This is a genomic window from Jidongwangia harbinensis (assembly GCF_020216025.1).
In the GTDB taxonomy this organism is placed as follows: Bacteria; Actinomycetota; Actinomycetes; order Mycobacteriales; family Micromonosporaceae; genus Actinoplanes; species Actinoplanes harbinensis.
Map to the genome: position 1 here is coordinate 136,419 of NZ_JAIWNC010000001.1, position 21,108 is coordinate 157,526.

The following is a 21,108-nucleotide window of genomic DNA, read 5'->3' on the forward strand; positions in this document are numbered from 1 at the left end:
CCTCAGCCTAGTCGTTCTTCCATGTGGCGTTGTCGGGGATCGACTTCTCCGCGACCACGACCTCGATGATGGACGGACTGTCCACATTGGCCAGAGCCCCCGCCATGGCCTCTTTCAGTTCCACGTAGGTGCTGACCCGCCAGCCCTGACAGCCGAACACCTCGGCCAGCTTGTGGTACTTCCACGGGTGCAGGACGCAGGACTGGTAGAACGGCTTCGCGGTGCTGAAGACCGACGCGTCGGCGAGCCACTGCTCGACGCCGTAGACCCCGTTGTTGATGACGAAGATGATCGGGTCGAGCCCGAAGCGGGTCTGCACCGAGAGACACTGCGCGGTCATCTGGAACCCGCCGTCCCCGGCGAAGACCATGACCCGCTGCCGGTCGCTCTTCGCCAGACAGACACCGGTCGCGGCCGGGCCGATGTAACCGATCGCGGAGTACGACGACTGCGCGATGAAACTCCCGGCCGTGGGCACCTTGAGCAGCAGGCTGCCGAAGTAGTTCAGGCTCGCGTCGCTGCCCACGATGGTGTTCTCGTCGACGTACTGCGGGATCGTCTGGTAGAAGCCCTGATAGGTGATCTCGTCACCGGCGGGGCCCAGGGAGAGCGGGTCCCGGGCGACGGCCGGCGGCCGACCCGGCGACGACACCGTGGGCCGGCTCGCCAGCAGGCCGTCGATCAGGTGCTCGAGGGCGACCTGCGGACTGAAGTAGGTGCCGTCCTTGACGGTGTCCCACGACACGAACGCGGTCTTGCCGAAGTCGACGTCCCAGCCCAGCGAGTTGATGTCGGTCAGCCAGACCCCGAGGGCCAGGACGAAGTCGGCCTCCGTCACCAGGTCCTGGACGGCCGGCGACGAGGCCCGGCCGTCGAACACCCCGGCGAACAACACGTCGTCCTCGGACAGCACCGCCTTGCTCAGCAGCTCGGTGACGTACGGGACGTTCAGGTGCCGGATGAGGTCCGACGCCTTGTCGTGCAGGCCGAGGCGGTCGACCTCCACCCCCACCCAGACCAGCGGCCTGGCGGCGGCGGTCAGCCGCTCGCCGATCCGGGTGACCGACTGCTCCAGGTTGGCCTGATCGGACCGGGCCCGGGCCGGTTCCAGCACGCCGTCCGGCGGCTGGCAGGCCAGGTCGATCATGTCCTGGAGCAGTTCCAGGTAGACCGGCCGCTTCTCCGAGATGCAGGTGGTCAGCGCGTAGTCGATCAGCATCGGCGCGACGTCCGGACTGTCGATCCGCACCGCCGCCGCCGTGATGTGCTCGAACGACTGCAGGTCCGTCTCGCGCCCGGTGATGAAGTGATGCGAACTGACGCCGGTCTGCTCGAAGGCGAGCGTCTTCTTGATGCTCGGCGTGCCGTTGATCAGGACGACCGGCACCTTCTCCACGTAGGCGCCCGCGATGGCGTTGACCGCGGACAGCGCGCCCGCGGAGTAGGTGACGCAGAGCGCGCCGATGCCGTTTAGCCGCGCGTAGCCGTCGGCCGCGTAGCCGGCGTTGAGTTCGTTCACCTCCTCGACCACCTCGATCGGGCTCGGCTCGACGTAGCCGTTCACCCAGCCGATCGAATAGTCGCCCGCGATGGAGAACAGGTGGGCCAGGCCCAGCTGGTGGAGCCGGTCGACCAGGTACTGCCCTACCGTGTATTCCGGTTGCATGTTTCAGGCCCCCGCCCGGTGCCGCTCAGTAGTCCCGCGTATCGCCGAACAACCGCGGCAGGTAGATGTCGAAGATGCCGGTGCATCGGCGCTCGGGATATCGGCGCACCAGAAAGTCCTGGAACGCCGCACCGGTCAGACCGTCGGCGACCGCCTGCCGGGCGGCGGCGAGGTACTCCACGTTCCGGGCCACCTCGATCTTGTCCGCCGGGAGGCCGTGTCCGGGCATGAACAGGTCGTACTCCGAGGTCAGCAGGCCCTCCAGGACCCTGGTCCAGTGCGCCATGTCCCGGGTCAGGTAGAGGTGCGTGCCGCTGTACACCAGGTCCTGGGCGAAGCACACCCGCAGGTCGGGAAGCTTGATCAGGAGGTGGTAGTCCACCTCCGTCTCGGTCACCTTGGACAGCTCGTACCGCACGCCGTCGATGCGGTACTCGCCGGGCTCGGCGATGCCCTGCGGAACGACCACCCGGTCCGGCGCGAGGTCCCCCAGCTTCCAGTGGTCGCTGCGCGAGTCCTCGCCGTGCTCCTTGAGGAAGGTCGCGGTCTCGAACAGCGCGTGCACCGGAACGTCGCCGAACGCGGCGCCCAGACCGAACCAGTGGTCCGGGTGCCGGTGCGAGAGGTAGAGCCGCTCGATCGGCTTGCCGAGACTGTCCGCGTACGCGCGGAACCTCCTCGCGTACGGGGCCAGGAACTGCGCGTCGACGAGGACGAGACTGTTCTCGCTCTCGACGATGTGGGTGGCGTTGGCGATGTTGTTGCCGGTGAACGCGGCGACGAAGGTGTGGATCCGAACCCCACCCGCCTGTCGGGCGATCATGACGACGGGGTCCGGCAGTTGAGCCAGCATCAGAAGCTCCCTGGTTCTCGCAGCGGCACGGGTTCAGGCATGTCCGGCGTGGGCGGCGGCCAGCAGCGACGGGTCTGCCCGTACCCGGGCGGAGGCGGCGATGCGGTCCCGCAGTTCCTCCAGCGCGGCACCGGCCACGTCGTAGGCGCTGTCCCGGCCGGGTTCCGGTGGGTCCTCCCCCGGTCGCCAGAAGCGCCGGCGCGCCATCCGCATCGAGGAGTCGAACGGCGGGATCGCGTTGAACACCTCGACCAGGTACGGCCCGCGGTAGACCGGTTCGAGTTCGGTCAGCACGATGTCCCAGGGGATCCAGCTGTCCCGCACCGCACCACGGTCCGGTGCGGAGATGTGGACGTACAGCAGCCGGTTCCGCCGCACGGCCCGGGCCACGTTCTCCCGGAAGACCGCGGGGCCCCGGCTCTCCATGACGATCTGGGCGGTGTCCACCGTCACGCCGCCCTGGGTGATCCCGCCGTCGTCGAGGAAGTCCAGCGCCTCCGACACCATGTTGGGCGGGGGCGACTCCCAGCTCTTGATCGGCTCCAGCGCGAGCTGCACGCCCTGGCCGGCGGCGTACTCCGACAACTCCCGGAAGAGCGGGCGCGCGGCCCGGTAGCGCGGCTCCATGAAGTCCTGGAGGGCGTCGCTCCAGATCGGCTCGCCGAGGTCGGTCAGCGGGAAGACACCGTAGGGGTAGAGGAACGGCCCGGACATGATGGAGTCGCCGCCCAGCAGCCGGGTGATGTCGACGCGGGACCTGAGGTAGGTCATCGCCCGGTCGCGCTGCTGCTCGTACGGTGCGGTCGGGTCGAAGGTCCGGGTCGTGCCCACGTTGGTGGTGAACTTCGTGTCCTGCAGGCCGGCCGCGTCGAAGGCCTTCTTCAGCCCGGCGTAGGCCGCCACCTCGAGCCGCGGGTCGACGGTCTCCGGCCCGGGAGCGATGTGCAGATCGAAGCCGTCGTAGCCCATCTCGGTGAGGGCCTTGAGGTGGTCGATCAGAATCCGCGTGTAACCCGTGTCGCCCGGCCGCAGATCGGCCGTGAACATGAAGAAGCTGAAGTAGATCTCCCGCCGGAACGTGTCGCTCATGACGGCTACCAGCCCAGCACGTCGGCGAGATAGGCCCGGGCCCGTTTGGCGTACTCCAGCGGGACGGCCCGGTTCGGGTCCTGCTCGGCCTCGACGACCAGCCATCCCCGGTAGCCGGCGTCGGCGAGCACCTCCAGGATGGGCCGGAAGTCGATCGCGCCGTCACCGGGCACGGTGAAGACGCCGAGTTCGATGCCGTCCTGGAACGACAGGCCCTCCTCGCGCACCCGGCTCACCGCCTCCGGCCGGATGCTCTTGAGATGGACGTGGCCGATCCGGTCCGCGTGGGCCCGGGCCAGGTCCAGCGGATCGTCGCCGGCGAACGCGATGTGGGCGGTGTCGAGCAGCAGGGAGACCAGGGCCGGATCGGTCGAGGCCATCAGCCGGTCGACGTCGGCCCGGGTCATCACGCCGGTGCCCATGTGGTGGTGGTAGCTGAGCCGCATCCCGGCCGAGTTGGCGATCTTGCCCAGTTCCTCCAGGCCGGACGTCAGGGCGTCCCACTGCGCGTCGGTGAACACCGGCCGGTTGGCGAACACGTCGATCGGCAGCAGGTGCGACGAGGCGCCGAACTCGGCCACCACCAGCTCGGTCCCGCCCAGCGCCTTGACGTGGGCGAGGGTCTCCTCGAAACTCTCGATCGTCTTCTGGCGCATCTTGCCGATCGTGAAGTAGGTGCTCGTCCACGGCTCGGAGATCTGCAGGCCCCGCAGGTCCAGGGCGGCCTTGAGGACGGCGGTGTCGGTGGGGTACTTGTGCCCGATGCTGCAGCCCTGGAAGCCGGCGAGTGCCATCTCGCTGACCGCCTGGCCGAACGGGATGCCGGCGTCGATGGCCGGGAAATCGTCGTTCCACCAGAGGGTGCAGCAGACGCCCAACTTGACCTTGTCCGGGCCCAGGCGGTCGGCCAGTGTTGTCATGGCGGTGTTTCCTCCGGATCAGGAACGGTACGAACCTGGACGAGAAGGTCATCCTCTCAAGCCGGGGAGCCCGTTTCTGCGTTTTGCCCACACCCGCTCAGCGGGCCGCGCAGAAGGCGCGCAGGGCCGTTTCGTCGGCCGGGGCCATCCACTCGTACGTGCCGCGCAGCTGGTCCGCGCGTTGGTCGACGGTGGTGACCGTCGCCGCCATGTCGCCCCAGGGCATGCCGATGTGCAGCAACGTCCGCACGATGCCGGGCGGCAGGTGGACGCCCCCGGCGGGCGCGGCGCGCAGCAGCAGGCCGCTGGTGGACACGTCCTCGACCTGGCCGGACACCGCCACCAGCCGGCGGCCCGGTTCGCCGTCGAGCTGGACGGTGCCGGTGGCGGCGTACGTGCCGGGGCGCCGGGCCGCACCGCGCCGCTGGACCACGTCGGTGGGCGGCTCGCCGGTCGGGGTCAGGACGCCGTCGCGCAGTTCCGCCTCGACCCAGGTGACGCCGGCGTTGCTGACCAGTTCGAGGATGCCGAAGCGGCGGGTGCCCGGGCCGTCCGGGCTGAGCACCGCGATCGGCGGCAGCTCGGCCACGAACTCCGCGCCGGCCTCGGCCAGCACGATCAGCGCCAGCGGCTGCTCACCCGGGCACCGCAGCAGGAGCGTGCTGCCCGCCGGCACCGTGATCATGATGTCTCCCGCTCGTCGGGTCGGCTCCCCGGACGAACGGTGGCACGGCCGCGGGCCGGCCGGCGGCACGACGCCGGACCGTCACACGTCCGGCGTACGCCGTGCCGCTCCGGCCGGCCCGCGACCGGTCAGAGGAACTCGCTGCGGTAGGTCTCGGCCAGTTCCCCCGCGCGGCGCCGCCGGTCGGCCCGCTCCTCGTCGGTGAGCTGCGGCGGCGGCGCGTCCCAGCCGTCGACGACGTCGCCGATCCGCAGGAAGAACTCGTCCTGGCCGGCCGGGGTGCACATGCAGAGCATGCGGGCCGGCGCACCGGAGACGTTGCGGAAGAAGTGCGGCGCGTTGGCCGGGATGTTGACCGTGGATCCGGCGCGCACGGTGTGCTTGTCACCGCGGAAGGTGAACTCGATCTCCCCTTCCAGGATGGTGAACATCTCCTCGAAGTCGTGCCGGTGCGGCGGCGGGCCGCCGCCGTCGGGCACGCGCATCTCGATCAGGCAGTACCGGCCGCCGGTCTGCGCACCGGTGATCAGCATGGCGTACGTGTTGCCCACCAGGGACACGAACGTGGTGGCGGGATCGCCGGGGTCCGCCACGGTCAGCGAACGTGCCGGATCGTCGTCGGGGATCATCGTTGGCCCTCTCTTCGCGGATTCGGTTCGACGAGCCGGCCGGCTCAGACCGTGACGGTGACCTTGCCGGCCGGCAGCGTGCCGGCCGCGGCCCGGGCGTGCAGCGCGGCGAGGTCGGCCAGCGGGACCCGTTCGGCGATGCCGATCCGCAGCCGCCCGGCGTCCACATCGGACACCAGCCCGGCGAGCTGGTCGCGGTCGCTGCGGACGAACAGGTTGATCCCGGTGACGCCGCGGGCGTCGTCGGCCGGGGCGGGCATCCACACCGTCGTGTTCACCAGCGTGCCGCCGTCCCGGATGAGGGTGACGAGCGCGCCGAGCCGTGCCGGGTCGACCGGGGCCAGGTTGAGCACGACGTCGACCGGCTCGGTCACCTCGGCGGTGACGTCGGCGGCGGTGTGGTCGATGACCTGGTCGGCGCCGGCCGCCCGGACGCGCGCCCCGCTGCGCGGTCCGGCGGTGGCGATGACGTGCGCGCCGGCGTGGTGGGCCAGCTGCACGGCGTAGTCGCCGACCGCTCCACCGGCGCCGTTGATCAGCACACGCTGCCCGGCGGTCAGCTTGGCGTGGTCGAACAGCGCCTGCCACGCGGTGAGGCCGACCAGCGGCAGCGCGGCGGCGTCGGCCAGCGGAACCGTGGCCGGCGCCGCGGTCAGGGCCTCGGCCGGTGCGACCACGTACTCGACGGCCGCGCCGGCACCGGTCATCGGCAGGAACCCGATCACCCGGTCACCGACCGCGACGCCGTCGGCCCCCGGGCCCAGCGCGTCGACGGTGCCGGCCACGTCGATGCCCGGGGTGTGCGGCAGTTCGACGGGGATCGGTCCCCGCATGTTGCCGCCGCGGATGTTCGCGTCGACGCCGTTGAACGTGGTCGCGGCCACCCGCAACCGCACCTGCCCGGCACCCGGGACGGGCTGGTCGACGTCCTCGTAGCGCAGGACGTCCGGGCCGCCGAACTCGTGGAAACGTACTGCCTTCATCGTGGATCTCACCTTCGGTGTTTGCTTCGAAGTCGAAGCTACGACCCACCCTGCCCCGCACCGCGGCCCGGGTGCCACGCCGCGCGGTGCTCACCGGTGCCCAGCAGTGCCCGCGCGCGCCCGCCGGCCCGGGCCGGTCCGCTCAGCCCATCCGGCGCCGCAACTGCTCGACGAGTCGCTCCCGGGCCAGGGCGAGATGCCGCCGGTACGTACCGTAGGGCACGCCCAGCCGCCGGGCGGCCGCCTTGTGGGTGCGGGACGCCGAGAGGTACGTGGCGGTCAGCGCCTCGTGCGCCTTCACCCCCGCCGGATCCACCTGCAGCGCGTCGAGGGCGGCCGTGATGGCGCCGCGCAGGTCCGCCACGGGATCGTCCGAGCCCGGCGACACGAGGCGCGAGCGGAGCAGGGCGCTGGTGGCGAACTCCCGCGGAGCGTGCCAGGTGCGCAGTGCCTCGACCACGGCCTCCTCGAACGCGGCACCGGACGGCCCGTCCCGGCCGGGCGCGGCGTCGGTCCATCCGGCCGAGGGCACGATCCCGGCGCGGGCCCGGTGTTCCACCCACCGCTCCACCGGCTGCCGCCGCCAGTCCCGGCCGAAGACGTGCTGCTTGCGCCCGCCGACGTCCGCCGACACGACCTCCTGCAGGCCGGCCGTGCCGAAGTAGCCCCGCACCCGGTCGGCGTCCGCCACCACGGCGAAACTCATCGCGCGTCCGCGGGCCCGCATGTCGCCCGCGACGGCACGCCGGCCGATCAGATCCATCAGCGGCGAGGCCCGCTCCGCCCGGCCGGACTGCACGGCGAAGCGGCGTACGCTCAGGTGTTCGCCGGGCTCCAGCGGAGCGGTCGCTCCCACGAAGTCCCAGAGGGCCGCGACGACCGGGTCCGCGGCCCGGTCCTCCGGCGACGGTGCCTCCAGCTGAAGGAAGGACACGAACGCGACGGGCGCGGCGGAGCCCGCATAGCGGTAGACGCGGAACCCCTCCGGCTGGCGGCCCGCCCAGTGGGCGACCGCGGCCGCCGCCTCCGGGCCGTCCTCCTGCTGCGCCATGCGCCGCACGGCGGGCACGTCGGCCGGCCGCAGCGGCGAGTCCTCGACGTGCGGGTACGGCCGCCAGTCGTACCGTTCGTCCGGGCCGCAGTCGGCACGGAACAGGAACATCCACTCGGCGACCCGCAGCAACGCGTCGCTCTCCGAGGCGCGGCGGGCGGCGTGCAGGCCGGCGACCGAGACGCGTACCCGGATCTCCTCGTAGCGGTCGGGATCCCGCCAGCGCAGGTCCGCGGCCAGCGCGGAACGCACCGCGTCGTGCGGATGCAGCCCTTCCGGGGTGGCCTCGACGTACGGCAGCTGGCGCAGCCAGGGGAACACGGCGGCGGCGTCCTCGTCGCCCAGCACCGCGCGCAGCAGCGACTCGCGCGTGACGTACGCCTGCCCGACGACCTCGAGGGCGCGCCGGTGCACCGGGCTCGGCAGGTCGCCCACCAGCCGCTCGACCAGGGTGGTGAGGACGTCGCCGGTGGGTTCCCACGGTACGCCGGCGGCGAGCACGGACGCGGCGAGCGAGAGCGCCAGCGGGTTACCGCCGGCGAAGGCCGCCACCGCGTCACGCTGGTCCGCGGGCACGCCCCGGGCGGCGAGCAGGGCCTCGGACCGGGCCGGGTCGAGCGGCCGGACGGGCAGCTCGGTGAACAGCTGCGCCCAGCCCGGATCCAGCGACCACTCGGCGTCCGGGGCGGCCCTGCTCGCCAGCACCACGACCGCGCCGTCCGCCAGCCGGGGCAGGAAGGTGTCCCGCAACCACGGCTCGAGGACCTGGCTCTGCTCGAACGTGTCGATGAGGAGCACGACGCCGGGCTCGGCACACGCCAGGGCGGCCGCCTCCGCCAGCCGGCGCGGGTCCGCGTCGAGGTACCGGGCGTCGAGGTGCACCACCCGCCGCCCGGCCAGCTCCGCCTGCCGGGCGGCGTAGCGCAGCAGCCACGACTTCCCGATGCCGCCGGGGCCGTGCAGGTACGCCACCGGCGGAGCGTCCGCCGCTCCGGACAGCATCCGGTCGAGCACCGCACGCTCCGGTTCCCGGCCCACCAGTGCCTCGGCGCGTGCCGCCGCCAGCCTCCCGGACAGTCCCGTCGTACCCAAGCCCGGCCCCTCTCGTCTCGATCATCCTGCCTCGCCGGGACCCGGGACGGTAGCCGACGCGGTGCCGGTCCGCCCGGCCGATCGGCGGCCGGGCCAGGATGGTCGCCTTGCTAGTCTCCCGGTGTGTCGACCATCCCTCCCGCCGCCCCTGACACACCATGACGCCGAACCCGCGTCGCGCCGTCCGTGCGATCGTGCTCGACGACGACGACCGCATCCTGCTGTGCCGGTTCGCCTTCCCGCACCCGGCGGTGCCCGGCGAGGCGACGAGCGTGTGGGCGGCACCGGGCGGCGGCATCGAACCCGGCGAGGACCCGCTGACGGCCCTGCGCCGCGAACTCCGCGAGGAGACCGGCCTGATCATCGCCGCCGACCCGCCACACGTCTGGCACCAGGAGGTTCTCGGTGCCGGGCACGCGCCGGGACACGACGGCATCATCAACGACTACTTCCTCGTCCGCACGAACCACTTCCTGCCTCGCGGCGAGCTGCCCGACGACCAACTCGCCGCCGAGCACCTGGCCGGGTTCCGCTGGTGGCGGCTGTCCGAGATCGTCGGCCACGCCGGCCCGGAGCTGTTCTCGCCCCGCGACCTCGCCACCCCGTTGACGGCGCTGCTCACCACGGACCTGCCGGTCCGGCCGGTCCGCCTCGGCCTCTAGGTTCCGTCCCGTGGTGGGTGCCGGGCGCCGCCGTCAGCGGCGGGACCTCGCGATCGCCTCGGCGGTCACCGGGGTGAAAAAATTGATCAGGTTGCCGTCCGGGTCGCGGATCAGCAGGGCCCGGTTGCCCCACGGCATCGTCATGGGGCCGTTCACGACGTCGTCCACCACGCTCCGCAGGTCCTCGTAGAGCGCGTCGACGTCGTCCACGCGGAACTCGATGATCGCGGTGTGGTTGTCGGCCGGGCGGGCCGAACCGGCCGCGAACAGCGGGACCGTGCGGGTGCTGCCGATCGCCAGCGTGCCGTGGGCGGTCCGCACCTCGGCGAAGTCCGCGTTGCCCCAGTCCGCCGGCACACCCGTGACCTTCTCGTAGAAGCCGACGAGACGGTTGATGTCGCCGGTGATGACGCGGATCGAGACGAGATCCATGATTTCTCCTTGCCCGGTAGGTCCGTACTGCGGGTCGGCACCCACGCTAGGAGGAATACTGGACAGAAACGGTCCAGTATTGCCGGTAGAGTCCGGCGCATGGCGCGACCGACGGCCCAGGTGCTCACGCTGCTCGAGCTTCTGCAGTCCGGCGGCACCCGGACCATGACCGAGCTCGCCGGCCGCCTCGGCGTCGAACCGCGCACCGTGCGGCGCTACGTGGGTCATCTGATCGACCTCGGCGTGCCGGTCGAATCGGTCCGCGGCCGCTACGGCGGATACCGGCTCGCCGCCGGCTTCCGCCTGCCGCCGCTCATGCTGAGCGACGACGAAGCCCTGGCCGTGCTCCTCGGCCTGGTTGCCGGCCGGCGCGCCGGGCTGGCGACGACAACGGACACGGGTACGGCCGGCGAGACGGCCACCGCGAAGATCCGTCGCGTCCTGCCGTCGCGGATCGCGGACCGGCTGGACGCCGTACTGCAGTCCCTCTCCTTCACCGGCGAGGCCGCCGGCGTTCCCGCGCCCCGGACGGAGGTCCTGCTCACCGTCGCCGACGCGGTCCGCCACCACCGGCCGATCTCGATCCAGTACACCTCGGGCGACGGCCGGAACAGCACCCGCACGCTGCATCCGTTCGGGCTGGTCAACCACGCGGGCCGGTGGTATGTCACGGGTGCCGATCCGGCCGTCGAGGACGATCGAACCTTCCGGCTCGACCGCATCACCGACGCGCGGACGCTGCCCGGTTCGTTCGCCCCGCCGGCCGGGCTCGTACCCGCGGAACGCCTGCTCACCTCGATGGCGCGGGCCCCGTACCGGCACGAGGTGACGCTGCGGATCCAGGGGACGCTCGAGCAGATCCGCCGGCGGCTACCGGCCGGCGTCGCCGAGGTACGCGACGGCGCGGACGAGGGCTGGCAGGTCGTGGAGATCCGGGCGGAGCGTCTGGACTGGTTGCCCGCGGTGCTCGCCGCGCTCGACCTGCCGTTCGTCGTCGAGCGCCCCGACGACCTGCGCGACCGCGTCCTCGCGCTCGCCGACCGGCTGGCGACCTCGGCACGAGCTGGCCGGCAGTCGGATGGACGACAGCGCAACGGTTCCGGCCGGCGTTGCCACGTATCGGAACCGCCGGCCGGGGGAGAATGAGGCGAGCCCCGGGAGCGACGGCGAAGCGGGAGGTGACCGGTGACCCTCTGGGACACAGCGCTGGACGGCGCGCCGGAATGGCACGACCACCTTGCCGCGCTGGACGCGATCGTCGTCCGGATGCGGGACGTCGACCCCGCCGTGCTCTCCGTCGCCGAGAGTCTGGGTTCGACGGTGGCGGACCGGGTGTCCGACCGGTTCACGGCACCCGCCGGCATCTACGGGTACGGACTCTGGTCGTTGCCCGGGGAGCCACCGCGACCGGCAATCTTCGTCCAGCCGGGCCTGGCACCGTCCGGCAGCGCCCCCGCTGCGGTGACGCCGGCCGGTTCGTTGCTACGGCAGCTGAGCATGACCGTGCCCGACGGGACGGTCGCACTGGCCCTGCCACCCCCGCAGCTCCAGCGGGCATCCGGCGCCTCGTCGATCGCGCCGGGGACCTGCGTGACCGTCGGTTCGCGACGCGCCACGCTCGGTCTGCGGGTTCAGGTCCCCGCCGCCGGTGCGCACCGGGCGATCCTGACCGCGGGCCACGCCGCTCCGGGGCCGGGCGCCCTGGTGCGCGACGAGGCCGGCGACGTCCTCGGCACCGTGCTGTCCTGCATGGACCTCGACGACGTGCCTCCCGGAGTCGCCACCGCGGATGTCGCGGTCGTCCGGATCGACGACCGGCGCACCGAGGCCGACACGGACATCGGCCGTCACGTCGACGCCGCCCGCCAGCTGGACGAGGTGCGGCTGGCGAAGGCCGACGCCAGGACGATCGTCCTGGGCGTCTCGCCGTCGTTCGCGCTCCGGCAGGACTGGGGCAGTTGGGGCCACGTGGCGATCACCGCGGCCGCGATCTCCCGCTCCGGTGACTCCGGCGCACCGGTCCACCGCGCCGACGGAGCCGTGGTCGGACATGTCGTGGCCGGCTACGGCACCGCCTACAGCCTGATTCAGGATGCCGAATACATCGCGCGCGAGTCCGGCGCGACACTGCGATGAGGAGAGCCGGATGACGGACCACGTGGCGTGGGTGTCGCTGGTAGCGGCCGCACTCCTGTTCCTGCTGGGGATGGCGGACACCGCGCTGTCCTGGCACACCACCCAGACGGCGAAGAAGGCCGTGGCCAACGCGGCGGCGATCGCCAAGGAGAACAACAAAAGCTCGACCACTCTCGAGCAGCAGTCCGCCATCGATTACAAGGGCTCCTGGGAGGCGCTCGCGTCACTGGCCACCGCGCTGAAGGACCTCGACCGCAGCTCGAGGCTCTTCGTGCTGTCGCTCGCCTTCCTGGCCGTGGCGGCGGTCGCCGCCGGCACCGGCGACATCGCGACCGCCGTCTCGTCCGCCTGACCGGCGGACGGCGCCGGACCGGTTCGCGGATGGCGGCCCGATCGCGGGCCGGCCGGCCCGGTTCGTCATGGGAGGCGGACCGGGATGCCCACCATCGCCTCCGGTCCGAGAAGCCGGGCCGCGGCCTCCGCGGCCGTCCTTCGCCCTGGCACCGTGCGTTCGGCGATCATCGCGCTCACCCGGGCCGCGGCGAACGACGTCCCACTCCACCGTGCGTAGCCCCGGAATGTCTCGTCGTGCCGTTCCGGCAGCGCCGGACCAGGTCCGTCCGGGTCTTTCCAGACCGACACCGTTCCGTCGAGGTAGGTGCTCTCCAGGTCCGTGCCCGGCGCCAGCACGGTGATCCACGCGCCCTCCGCGGAGAACCCGGCGCCGTCCGCGCCGACCGCGATGACGTTGGGGAAGGCGGCGGGGAAGGCCGGACGGTATTTCCCGCCGTTGCCGAGGAAGCCGTGGTTGCCGGCCGCCGCCACCACCACCGTCTTGCTGCTCAACCGCTCCAGGGCCGCGGCCAGGACCAGCGGGCCCACCCCGTCGTCGGTGTAGCAGACGAACGAGAGGTTCAGGACGTCCGCGCCGGCCCGCCCGGCCGCGACGATCTGGTGGGCGGCCGCCCAGGCGTCGGCGTTCCCGCTCGGATCCAGCACGGGATGCACCTGCAGGGTCGCGGCGGGCGCGTACCGGCGGACCAGGCCGGCGATGAACGTGGCGTGCCCGTGCTCGGCACGCATTGGACCGTCGGGCAGGTCCGGGGAGGGTCCGGTCCAGGCGCCGGCGAGGTACTGGTGCGCCACCACCGGAGTGTCCACCAGAGCGACGCACACGCCGTTGGGGGAAACGGTTCGCCTCTCCTTGGCCCAGGTCGGCTCGTCGATCGCCCGGGGCGCCCCACCGCCGCCGTGCGAGACCTCTCCGGCCCCGGAGACGCCCCCGGGTTCGGGCCGCTGCCCGCCCTGCACCTCCCCCACGGCGCGATTCTTGCCGAGGGTCGGCGTCCAGCCGTGGTACTGCGCCGCGAACCCGGCGCGCAGGTGCCAGAGCACGTGGTCGAGCGGCGGCCGGTCGCTCCCGGGCGCCGGCCGGTCGCCCACCGGCCGCGGACGCTCGGCCGTGGACTGTTTCTCGGACCAGGCCCGCAGGTCCCGGGCGGCCCGGGCGGGGTCGGGCAGCGGGAGCAGCGCGAGCTGCAGCATGTCGCTGGTCTTCGGATCGCCGTACAGCGCGCCGTCGGTGGAGCGCGCCCGTGCCTCGTCCAACGCCTTCAGTACGGGTTGCAGATGGGGCAGCGCGACCACCATGTCGGTGGGTTCGGCGGGTGAGTTCATGAAGTCAGGCTATACATGACAAAAGGTTTATACCGTCCTAGTCTCGGAAGTCAGCCAAGCGATGCGGGAGGAGGGCGGTGGCCTCAGATCCCGTCGTATCGGCCGACGCCGCCGAGGCGCTCCGACTGGCCTCCGTGCAGCCGGCCCGGGCCCGCCAGCTCGCGCTCGCCGCCGAGCAGGCCGCCCGCACCGTCCGCGACCGGAACGCCCAGAGCGTGGCCAAACGCGCCCTCGGCGTGGCCGCGATGCAGCTACGTGACCTCGACGAGGCAGTCGCACAGCTCCGCGGATCCGTCGCCGTGGCCCGTCGGGCCGGCTCGACCCGACTGGCCGGCGAGGCCCGGATGAGTCTCGCCTCGGCCCTCGTCCTGCACGGCAACGCCGGGCTGGCGTTTCGGCAGATCGGGGCGGCGCTGCGCGAATTGCAGGGACCGGCGGCCGCCCGCGCCCGGGTCCAGCAGGCCGCCATCCTCCAGGAGCTCGGACGGGTCGACGAGGCGCTGGAGTCGTTGCGGCCGGCCCTGCCGGTGCTGCGCCGGGCCGGCGACGCCCAGTGGGAGGCCCGGGCGCTCAACAACCGGAGCCTGCTGCACCTCGAGCGACGGGAGTTCGCGGCGGCCGAGGCGGACCTGCTCAACGCCGTCGCGCTGTGCACCCGGCACGACCTGGACCTGCTGCGGGCGTACGCGGAGCAGAACCTGGGCTGCCTGCGGGCCAGCCGTGGCGAGGTGCCGGCGGCGCTGGCCAGTTTCGACCGCGCCGAGGAGCACTATCGCCGGCTCGGCATGGAGGTCGGCTCGCTCCTGGTGGACCGTGCCCGGCTGCTGCTCTCCGTCCGCCTGGTCGGCGAGGCGCGGGGCACGGCCGAGGCGGCAGTCCGGGCGTACGCCCGGCAGAAGCGGATCAACGTGTCCGAGGCGCAGTTGCTGCTCTCGACCGTGGCCCTGGTCGAGGGCGACCTGGACGCCGCCGAGGAGGCGGCGGAGCAGGCGGCCCGGGAGTTTCACCGAACCGAACGCCGGGAGCTGCTCTCGCTCGCCCGGCACGCCCGGTTCCAGGTGCGCATGATGCGGGACCCGGGCAGCGTGACACCGCACCAGGCCCGCCGGCTGGCCGACGACCTGGCGGCGGCCGGCTGGCCGGTGCCGGCACTGGAGGCCCGGGTGATGGCCGGCACGCTGGCACTGGAGCGTGGGCGGCGCACAGAGGCCCGGGCCGAGCTGACCCGGGCCCGCCGGGCCCGGTCGGCCGGCCCGGCCGAGACACGCGCCCGTGCCTGGCTGGCCGAGGCACTGCTGCGCCGGGCCGACGGACGCCGGTACGGAGCGCTGCGCGCGGTCGCCGCGGGCCTGCGCATCCTGGAGGAGCAGCAGGCCACCCTGGGCGCCACCGAGCTGCGGGCGCACATGTCGGCGCATCGCGCCGCGCTGGTCCAGCTCGGCATCCGGACCGCGTTGGAGGGCGGCGACGCGCGCGACACCTACCGATGGGCGGAGCGCGGGCGGGGGGTCGCCGCGGTGCTGCGGCCGGTGCACCCGCCGAGCGATCCGGCGCTGGCCGGGCTCCTCACCGACCTGCGCGCCACGATGACCGAGATCGAGACCGGCGGGCCCGCGGCCACGCTGGTGCACCGCCAGGCGGCCATCGAGCGGGAGATCCGCGACCACTGCCGGAAGCTGGGCGGCTGCGCGGGGCCGCACCGGCTCGGGCCACCGTCCACCGAGGAGCTCGTCGCCCAGCTGGACGGCGCCACCCTGATCGAATACGTCGAGCTGGACGACGAGCTGTACGCGGTGACGATCGCCTGCGGCCGGACCCGGCTGCACCGCCTCGGCACCCTCGACAAGGTGCTCAGCGGTCTGCGTCATCTTCCGTTCGCCCTGCACCGGCTGGCGAGCGAGGCCACGACCGCGGGCAGTGCCGCGGCCGCCCTGACGGTGCTGACCCGGACGGCGGAGACCTTCGACCGGGTGCTGCTCGCCCCTCTGCGGCTGGCGGAGAGCCCGCTGGTGGTGGCACCGAGCGAGCATCTTCGTTCGCTGCCGTGGTCGATCCTCCCGTCCTGCGTCGGCCGGCCGGTCGCGGTGGTGCCGTCGGCCCGGCTGTGGCTGGAGGCCTGCCGTCCGGTGAGCGGGGTGTCCGGGCCGGCGGTGGTGGTCGCGGGCCCGGGACTGCCGGGTGCCCGCCGGGAGGCCGAGCTGGTGGCCGGGCGGTACCGCGATCCGGTCCGGCTGCTCGAGGAGGACGCGAGCGCCGCCCGGGTCGCCGCGGCGATGGCCGGTGCGCGGCTGGTGCACGTCGCCGCGCACGGATGCCTGCGGTCGGACAATCCGCTGTTCTCCTCGCTCCGGCTCGCGGACGGCCCGTTCACCGTGTACGACCTGGAATTGCTCGGCCGCGCGCCGCGGCACGTGGTGCTGGCCGCGTGCAACGCCGGCCAGGGGCAACCGGTCGCCGGCGCCGAAGTGCTCGGACTCGCGTCGGCGCTGCTCGGTCAGGGGACCCCCACGCTGGTGGCACCGGTGATTCCGGTGCCGGACGGCGAGACCGCCGCCCTGATGGACGCCTACCACGCCCGGCTGGCCGCCGGCCGGGCGCCGGCCGAGGCGCTGGCCGACGCGCAGCGGACGACCCGTCTGGCCGGCCCGTTGGCGCTGGCGGCCGCGGCCGGCTTCATCTGCCTGGGTGCCGGGCTGGCACCCGTCAGAAGCTGATCCAGTCGGTGACCAGCTCCACCGAGTCGGCACGGACCCGCAGCCGGACGGGTTCGGCGGCCGGCGGCCGGAAGCTGAAGCAGCCCACCTCGTCCACCTCCCACTCGGCGCGGTAGCCGTCGCCGCCCTCGACCGTCAGCCGCCCCGGCCCGGGCGGTATCAGCTGGCCCACCACCATGCCCGAGTCGTGTTCCACCTGTACCGAGGCGGACGGACCGGTGAACAGTAGGGTGCGCCCACCGTCCACCGCGGTGGCGCGCACGGCCGGCCCCACGTCCAGCAGCGAGTCGTACGCCAGGCTGGCCAGTTCCAGTTCCTCGTCGATTCCCCGCCAGGTGTAGGCCGCCTCCCCCGCGGCCCGCACCGGCCCGGCCACGTGTTCGACCTCGCGGAGCGCGGTCGCCACCTCCCGCAGGATCGCGTCGTCATCGTCCCAGCCCTGTGTGGTCATAGCCCTGTCCTCCCTTCGTACTGGTCTCGGCCGCCGGGTTCCCCCACTCGGCGATCTCCGGGCATTCGCGCAGCCGTTGCAGGGCCCGCGCCCGGGTCGGGCCGATACTTCCGATCGGAATATCGAGCCGCTCGCTGATCGTCTGGTAGGTCAGCGGTGGGTCCTCCATCAACAGCAGGATCAGGTCGCGCTGGTGTGGCGGCAGCTCGGCGAGTGCGGCCAGCAGCGCCTGATGCCGGGCCGCCCGGATCAGGTGCTCATCCGGATCCTCCGGATGGGCGCCGATGAGCAGCGGCTGGACGCCGGCCGCCGCGTCGTCGCACGCGGATCGCTCGGCGATCGGATCGAACGAGCGCGTTCGTTTGCTCGCCTTGAACAGCCGTATGCACTCGTTCCGGGTGGTGGTGATGATCCACCTCGGCAGCGCACGGGGCTCCTTCAGCTCCCCGAGATGCTCCACCAGCCGTAGCCAGACCGTCTGCGCCACGTCGTCGACGTCGGGTCTGCCGAGCCGGAACCCCTGGGCCACGGAGGCGACGAGCGGGGTGTATCGGCCGACGATGTCCTGCCAGGCCGCCTCGTCGCCATCCTCGGCCGCGGCCACGACCTCCGTCACGGAAAATGTCTCGTCCACCCCATGAGGATCCCGCCGGCTCCGGCTTGATACCGGTGAAAGGGAAGTTTCGCGGAGGTCCACCGCCCGGTCAGAGCGGGATGTTGCGGTGGTCGCCGCGCGCGGCCGGCGCCGCGGCCAGGGCCTCGGCGATGCGGCGCCGGGTGTCCTCCGGCTCGATCACGGCGTCGACGACACCGATCTCCAACGCCCGGTCGACGCCGCCGGCCACCCGGGTCTGCTCCTGGATCAGCTGCTCGCGCAGCGCGTCGCGCTGCTCGTGCGGTGCGGCGGCGAGCCTCCTGCGGTGCAGGACGTTCACCGCCGCGCCGGCGCCCATCACCGCGACCTCCGCGTCCGGCCACGCGAAGACCGCGGTGGCGCCCAGCGCCCGGGAGTTCATGGCGAGGTACGCGCCGCCGTACGCCTTGCGGGTCACCAGCGTCACCCGCGGCACCACCGCCTCGGCGAAGGCGTGCAGCAGCTTCGCGCCGCGGCGCACCACGCCGTCCCACTCCTGGCCCAGGCCGGGCAGATAGCCGGGCACGTCGACCACCACGATCAGCGGTACGCCGAGCGCGTCGCACATCCGCACGAACCGGGCCGCCTTCTCGGCGCTGGTCGCGTCCAGGCAGCCGCCCAGGCGCAGCGGGTTGTTGGCGATCACGCCGACCGTGCGACCGGCGAACCGGCCGAGCGTGGTGACGATGTTCGGCGCCCACCGGGCGTGCAGTTCCACGCCGGGCTCGTCGAGCAGCGCGGCGACCACGGCCTTCACGTCGTACGCCCGGTTGGTCCCGGCCGGCAAGGCGGCACCGGGGCCGGCACCGGCGGCCACGTCGGCCGGGGTGAGCCGGCCCTGGCGGCCGAGCAGGCCGGCGAGCCCGCGCGCCTCGGCGAGGGCGGTCTTGTCGTCCCCGGTGGTGATGTGCACGACGCCGGAGCGCCGCCCGTGCGGCTCGGGCCCACCGAGCCGCTCCATGTCGACCTGCTCACCGGTGACGCTGCGCACCACCTCGGGACCGGTCACGAAGATGCGGCCCGCCCTACTCATGATCACGATGTCGGTCAGGGCCGGACCGTACGCGGCACCGCCGGCCGCGGGGCCCAGGACCACCGAGATGTGCGGCACCCGCCCGGACGCCCGGACCATCGCCGCGAAGACCCGGCCGACGCCGTCCAGGGCCGCGACCCCCTCGGCGAGACGAGCCCCGCCGGAATGCCAGATGCCGATCACCGGGACGCGTTCGCGCACCGCGGCCTCGATCGCGTCGACGACATGCCGGCAGCCCTCGGCGCCCAGGGCCCCGCCCATCCGGGTGGCGTCGGTGGCGTACCCGATCACCGGAGTGCCGTCCACCCGGCCGCGCGCCCACCGCGCGCCCGAATCGTCGCGCGGACCCAGCAGCCGCAGGCTGCCTCGATCGACGAGGGCACGCAGGCGCGCCTCCGGGTCCCGCTCGTCCGCCGCCGGCGTGGGCTGCGCTGGCATGGGGTTTGCTGGCGTGCGGTTTTCTGGCGTGGTTCCTTCTGGCGTGGTGTGCTCAAGTGTGGTGTGCAACGGACCCGACCTCCAGTGGGGTTCAGCGGTGTGGTTCTCAGCAGTCCGGACGGCAGGCCCGCCGGCCGATCGCGTCGAGGATGACCTCACGGACGCGGAGCGGGGTGGGCGCCGAGTACATCTCTCCCCCGGTGGCCCGGCTCATCGTGGACAGGGCCGCCCGGTCGCTGTCCGGCCCGTAGGCGATGGTGGTGAGCCGCACCGGGCGCGCCGGGTCGTGCTCCGCCCGCAGGCTGTCCACCAGCCGGTCCAGGCCGATGCCGTGCCGGTCGTCGTTGCGGCCGTCGCTCAGCAGCACGACGGAGTTCGCCCGCGTCGGATCCCAATCCCGGCGTACCGCCCGGACCGCGGCCAGAGCGGTGTCGTACAGCGCCGTTCCGCCGCCACGGACCGCCGTGACGCCGCCGAACGCCCGGGCCAGCCGCTCCCGGCCGACGGTGCCGTCGTCGTTGCGCCCGAGCGCGACGGTGGGCACCTCCTCGCGATGGTCTCGCTTTCCGTCGAGGTTGGTGGCGAACGTCCACAACCCGACTCTGGCCCCGTCCGGATAGAGCGCCAGACCGTTCATCAGCACCTCGAGCGCCACTGCGAGCCGGGTCCGGCCGTTCGCACCCGGCACCGGTGTGGCCATCGAGCCGGAGACGTCCAGGACGACCAGCAGGCGCGAGCCGAGCGTGAGCGACCGGAGTGCCCGGGTGGCGTCGTCGATGCGCTCGGCATCCGGCGCGGGCCCGGTCGCCGGGCGCGCGGGCGCCACCGCGGGATCGGTGGCGAGGTCGGCGCCGGCCCGGCCGAGGGGGTCACGGAATCCGGCGGCGAGCAGTCGCCAGCGGCCGATCTCTCCGGTGAGTACGGCACGGAGCCGCTCCGCCTGCCGCCGCTGCGACTCCTCGTTGGAGAGCACGACATACGGGTAGTCGAAGGCGTGCCCCGGACCGGGCTGATAGGCCGCGACGACGCGGGACTGCGGGTGCTCCGCGTTGTGGCTCCACACCTGCTGCTCGGTCGCGGGCGCGGCGAGCCGGGGCCGGGGGCGCAGCGACGTCAGCAACTGATCGGCACGCTCGCTGCCGCGCGTGGCGGCGCGCAGGACCCGCGCGAGGGTCGCCCGGCCGTCGCGGTCTCCGGCAACGTCTGACTGCATGCCCAGAAGCACGCCCACGGTCGCCGCCGAGCGTCCCGGATCCGGCAGCACGAACCGCACCGGGCCGGCCGCGTCGCCGTCGTCGGGGACGAGCAGGTCGCCGAGTTCCGGTGTCCGGGACGGCCAGCCGAGACCCGCGGCGGTGCGCTCGGCGACCGCGACGACGATGGGCGAGCGCGCCACGGAGGGGTTGTTCGGCGGCAGGGCGCGGCCGGCCGGAGCCCGGCGGTTGACCCAGACCGAGGAGTCCGGAATCCAGACGTCCGGCCGGTCTCCACGCTCGTTGCGGATGACGTCGGCCACCTCCACCGCCGGGACCGCGGTCACCACGGGCCGCGGGCAGCCGCCGGCCGAGTCGTCGGATCCCGCGGCGCCGGCCAGGTCGGCCACCACGCCGGCGATCTCCGGCGCGGCGGCGACGTGCAGCGGGCGGGCGCCGGGGGCGCACCGGTGATCGTCACGGGCCTGCGCGTCCGCGCGCCAGATGCCGCCGGCCGCGACACCCGCGCCGACGCAGACCAGTATTCCGGCGGCCACCGCGGCGCGGCGGCCGAGCCGATTCGGGTGCCGCCGATTCCCGGCGAGCACGATCTCCCGACCTGACATGGCGGGTCCTCCCTGGATCAGGAACCGGCCGACGCGGTTCACCACCCACGGAGACGGGAGTCCCGCCGACAAATACCGGCGGTATCACCTCAACGCCGCCGCACCTCCGGGGGTGGGTGCCGAGACACGGCCCCGGTGGAGGTG

Annotated in this window: 19 protein-coding genes; 5 read left to right on the forward strand and 14 right to left on the reverse strand. The window is 73.2% G+C overall.

What is annotated here, in order from left to right; genetic code table 11:
* Positions 1-7: 7 nt before the first annotated feature.
* The 8 genes from LDL48_RS00595 to LDL48_RS00630 form a co-directional block, all read right to left on the reverse strand.
* Complete coding sequence (locus LDL48_RS00595; RefSeq protein ID WP_225252937.1) at positions 8-1,666, reverse strand: alpha-keto acid decarboxylase family protein; 1,659 nt, start codon at positions 1,664-1,666, stop codon at positions 8-10.
* A gap of 25 nt (positions 1,667-1,691) precedes the next feature.
* Complete coding sequence (locus tag LDL48_RS00600) at positions 1,692-2,519, reverse strand: MBL fold metallo-hydrolase (RefSeq protein WP_225252938.1); 828 nt, start codon at positions 2,517-2,519, stop codon at positions 1,692-1,694.
* A 33-nt stretch (positions 2,520-2,552) separates the two neighbouring features.
* The gene (locus tag LDL48_RS00605; RefSeq protein ID WP_225252939.1) at positions 2,553-3,608 is read right to left on the reverse strand and encodes a sugar phosphate isomerase/epimerase family protein; all 1,056 of its coding nucleotides are present in this window, start codon (positions 3,606-3,608) and stop codon (positions 2,553-2,555) included.
* Positions 3,609-3,613: 5 nt separating this feature from the next.
* A complete protein-coding gene (iolE, locus tag LDL48_RS00610) occupies positions 3,614-4,528 on the reverse strand; it encodes a myo-inosose-2 dehydratase (protein WP_225252940.1) in 915 nt (304 codons plus the stop codon).
* A gap of 97 nt (positions 4,529-4,625) precedes the next feature.
* Complete coding sequence (locus LDL48_RS00615; RefSeq protein WP_225252941.1) at positions 4,626-5,213, reverse strand: hypothetical protein; 588 nt, start codon at positions 5,211-5,213, stop codon at positions 4,626-4,628.
* A gap of 128 nt (positions 5,214-5,341) precedes the next feature.
* Complete coding sequence (locus tag LDL48_RS00620) at positions 5,342-5,842, reverse strand: cupin domain-containing protein (RefSeq protein ID WP_225252942.1); 501 nt, start codon at positions 5,840-5,842, stop codon at positions 5,342-5,344.
* A 44-nt stretch (positions 5,843-5,886) separates the two neighbouring features.
* On the reverse strand, positions 5,887-6,825 hold the full coding sequence (locus LDL48_RS00625; protein ID WP_225252943.1) for an NADP-dependent oxidoreductase: 939 nt from the start codon (positions 6,823-6,825) through the stop codon (positions 5,887-5,889).
* Between the two features lie 142 nt (positions 6,826-6,967).
* Positions 6,968-8,968: an AAA family ATPase gene (locus LDL48_RS00630; RefSeq protein ID WP_225252944.1), complete on the reverse strand. Its 2,001-nt coding sequence runs from the start codon at positions 8,966-8,968 to the stop codon at positions 6,968-6,970.
* Between the two features lie 158 nt (positions 8,969-9,126).
* Between LDL48_RS00630 and LDL48_RS00635 the strand changes: the two genes are divergently transcribed.
* Positions 9,127-9,630, forward strand: a complete 504-nt coding sequence (locus tag LDL48_RS00635; protein WP_225252945.1) for an NUDIX hydrolase — start codon at positions 9,127-9,129, stop codon at positions 9,628-9,630.
* Between the two features lie 33 nt (positions 9,631-9,663).
* Here the strand turns inward: LDL48_RS00635 and LDL48_RS00640 are convergent, their stop codons facing one another.
* Positions 9,664-10,062, reverse strand: a complete 399-nt coding sequence (locus LDL48_RS00640; protein ID WP_225252946.1) for a VOC family protein — start codon at positions 10,060-10,062, stop codon at positions 9,664-9,666.
* 99 nt (positions 10,063-10,161) lie between these two features.
* Between LDL48_RS00640 and LDL48_RS00645 the strand changes: the two genes are divergently transcribed.
* The 3 genes from LDL48_RS00645 to LDL48_RS00655 are packed head-to-tail and all read left to right on the forward strand — an operon-like array spanning position 10,162 to position 12,550.
* Positions 10,162-11,208: a helix-turn-helix transcriptional regulator gene (locus LDL48_RS00645; protein WP_225252947.1), complete on the forward strand. Its 1,047-nt coding sequence runs from the start codon at positions 10,162-10,164 to the stop codon at positions 11,206-11,208.
* A gap of 39 nt (positions 11,209-11,247) precedes the next feature.
* On the forward strand, positions 11,248-12,198 hold the full coding sequence (locus LDL48_RS00650) for a hypothetical protein (protein ID WP_225252948.1): 951 nt from the start codon (positions 11,248-11,250) through the stop codon (positions 12,196-12,198).
* 10 nt (positions 12,199-12,208) lie between these two features.
* Positions 12,209-12,550, forward strand: coding sequence for a hypothetical protein (locus tag LDL48_RS00655; protein WP_225252949.1), 342 nt, complete (start codon positions 12,209-12,211; stop codon positions 12,548-12,550).
* A gap of 65 nt (positions 12,551-12,615) precedes the next feature.
* Here LDL48_RS00655 and LDL48_RS00660 read toward each other — a convergent pair whose 3' ends face one another.
* The gene (locus LDL48_RS00660; RefSeq protein ID WP_225252950.1) at positions 12,616-13,875 is read right to left on the reverse strand and encodes a S8 family peptidase; all 1,260 of its coding nucleotides are present in this window, start codon (positions 13,873-13,875) and stop codon (positions 12,616-12,618) included.
* Between the two features lie 77 nt (positions 13,876-13,952).
* On the opposite strand from LDL48_RS00660, the gene LDL48_RS44355 reads away from it, so the two are divergent.
* Complete coding sequence (locus tag LDL48_RS44355; protein ID WP_225252951.1) at positions 13,953-16,589, forward strand: CHAT domain-containing protein; 2,637 nt, start codon at positions 13,953-13,955, stop codon at positions 16,587-16,589.
* Here the strand turns inward: LDL48_RS44355 and LDL48_RS00670 are convergent.
* The 4 genes from LDL48_RS00670 to LDL48_RS00685 form a co-directional block, all read right to left on the reverse strand.
* Positions 16,579-17,040 carry a hypothetical protein gene (locus LDL48_RS00670; RefSeq protein ID WP_225252952.1) on the reverse strand — a complete coding sequence of 154 codons (462 nt, stop codon included), beginning with the start codon at positions 17,038-17,040 and terminating at the stop codon, positions 16,579-16,581. The genes LDL48_RS44355 and LDL48_RS00670 overlap by 11 nt on opposite strands.
* Entirely contained in the window at positions 17,015-17,644 is a 630-nt protein-coding gene (locus LDL48_RS00675; RefSeq protein ID WP_225252953.1) for an RNA polymerase sigma factor, read from the reverse strand. The genes LDL48_RS00670 and LDL48_RS00675 overlap by 26 nt, the downstream gene beginning before the upstream one ends.
* Positions 17,645-17,744: 100 nt before the next feature.
* A complete protein-coding gene (locus LDL48_RS00680; protein WP_225252954.1) occupies positions 17,745-19,145 on the reverse strand; it encodes an acyl-CoA carboxylase subunit beta in 1,401 nt (466 codons plus the stop codon).
* A 106-nt stretch (positions 19,146-19,251) separates the two neighbouring features.
* A complete protein-coding gene (locus LDL48_RS00685; protein WP_225252955.1) occupies positions 19,252-20,964 on the reverse strand; it encodes a substrate-binding domain-containing protein in 1,713 nt (570 codons plus the stop codon).
* Between the last annotated feature and the right edge of the window lie 144 nt (positions 20,965-21,108).

Bases quoted from the DNA above. Each gene is read 5' to 3' on its own strand.
- LDL48_RS00595 (WP_225252937.1), bottom strand. From the start codon at position 1,666: ATGCAACCGGAATACACGGTAGGGCAGTACCTGGTCGACCGGCTCCAC.
- LDL48_RS00600 (WP_225252938.1), bottom strand. From the start codon at position 2,519: ATGCTGGCTCAACTGCCGGACCCCGTCGTCATGATCGCCCGACAGGCG.
- LDL48_RS00605 (WP_225252939.1), bottom strand. From the start codon at position 3,608: ATGAGCGACACGTTCCGGCGGGAGATCTACTTCAGCTTCTTCATGTTC.
- iolE (WP_225252940.1), bottom strand. From the start codon at position 4,528: ATGACAACACTGGCCGACCGCCTGGGCCCGGACAAGGTCAAGTTGGGC.
- LDL48_RS00615 (WP_225252941.1), bottom strand. From the start codon at position 5,213: ATGATCACGGTGCCGGCGGGCAGCACGCTCCTGCTGCGGTGCCCGGGT.
- LDL48_RS00620 (WP_225252942.1), bottom strand. From the start codon at position 5,842: ATGATCCCCGACGACGATCCGGCACGTTCGCTGACCGTGGCGGACCCC.
- LDL48_RS00625 (WP_225252943.1), bottom strand. From the start codon at position 6,825: ATGAAGGCAGTACGTTTCCACGAGTTCGGCGGCCCGGACGTCCTGCGC.
- LDL48_RS00635 (WP_225252945.1), top strand. From the start codon at position 9,127: ATGACGCCGAACCCGCGTCGCGCCGTCCGTGCGATCGTGCTCGACGAC.
- LDL48_RS00640 (WP_225252946.1), bottom strand. From the start codon at position 10,062: ATGGATCTCGTCTCGATCCGCGTCATCACCGGCGACATCAACCGTCTC.
- LDL48_RS00645 (WP_225252947.1), top strand. From the start codon at position 10,162: ATGGCGCGACCGACGGCCCAGGTGCTCACGCTGCTCGAGCTTCTGCAG.
- LDL48_RS00655 (WP_225252949.1), top strand. From the start codon at position 12,209: ATGACGGACCACGTGGCGTGGGTGTCGCTGGTAGCGGCCGCACTCCTG.
- LDL48_RS00660 (WP_225252950.1), bottom strand. From the start codon at position 13,875: ATGAACTCACCCGCCGAACCCACCGACATGGTGGTCGCGCTGCCCCAT.
- LDL48_RS00670 (WP_225252952.1), bottom strand. From the start codon at position 17,040: ATGACCACACAGGGCTGGGACGATGACGACGCGATCCTGCGGGAGGTG.
- LDL48_RS00680 (WP_225252954.1), bottom strand. From the start codon at position 19,145: ATGCCAGCGCAGCCCACGCCGGCGGCGGACGAGCGGGACCCGGAGGCG.
- LDL48_RS00685 (WP_225252955.1), bottom strand. From the start codon at position 20,964: ATGTCAGGTCGGGAGATCGTGCTCGCCGGGAATCGGCGGCACCCGAAT.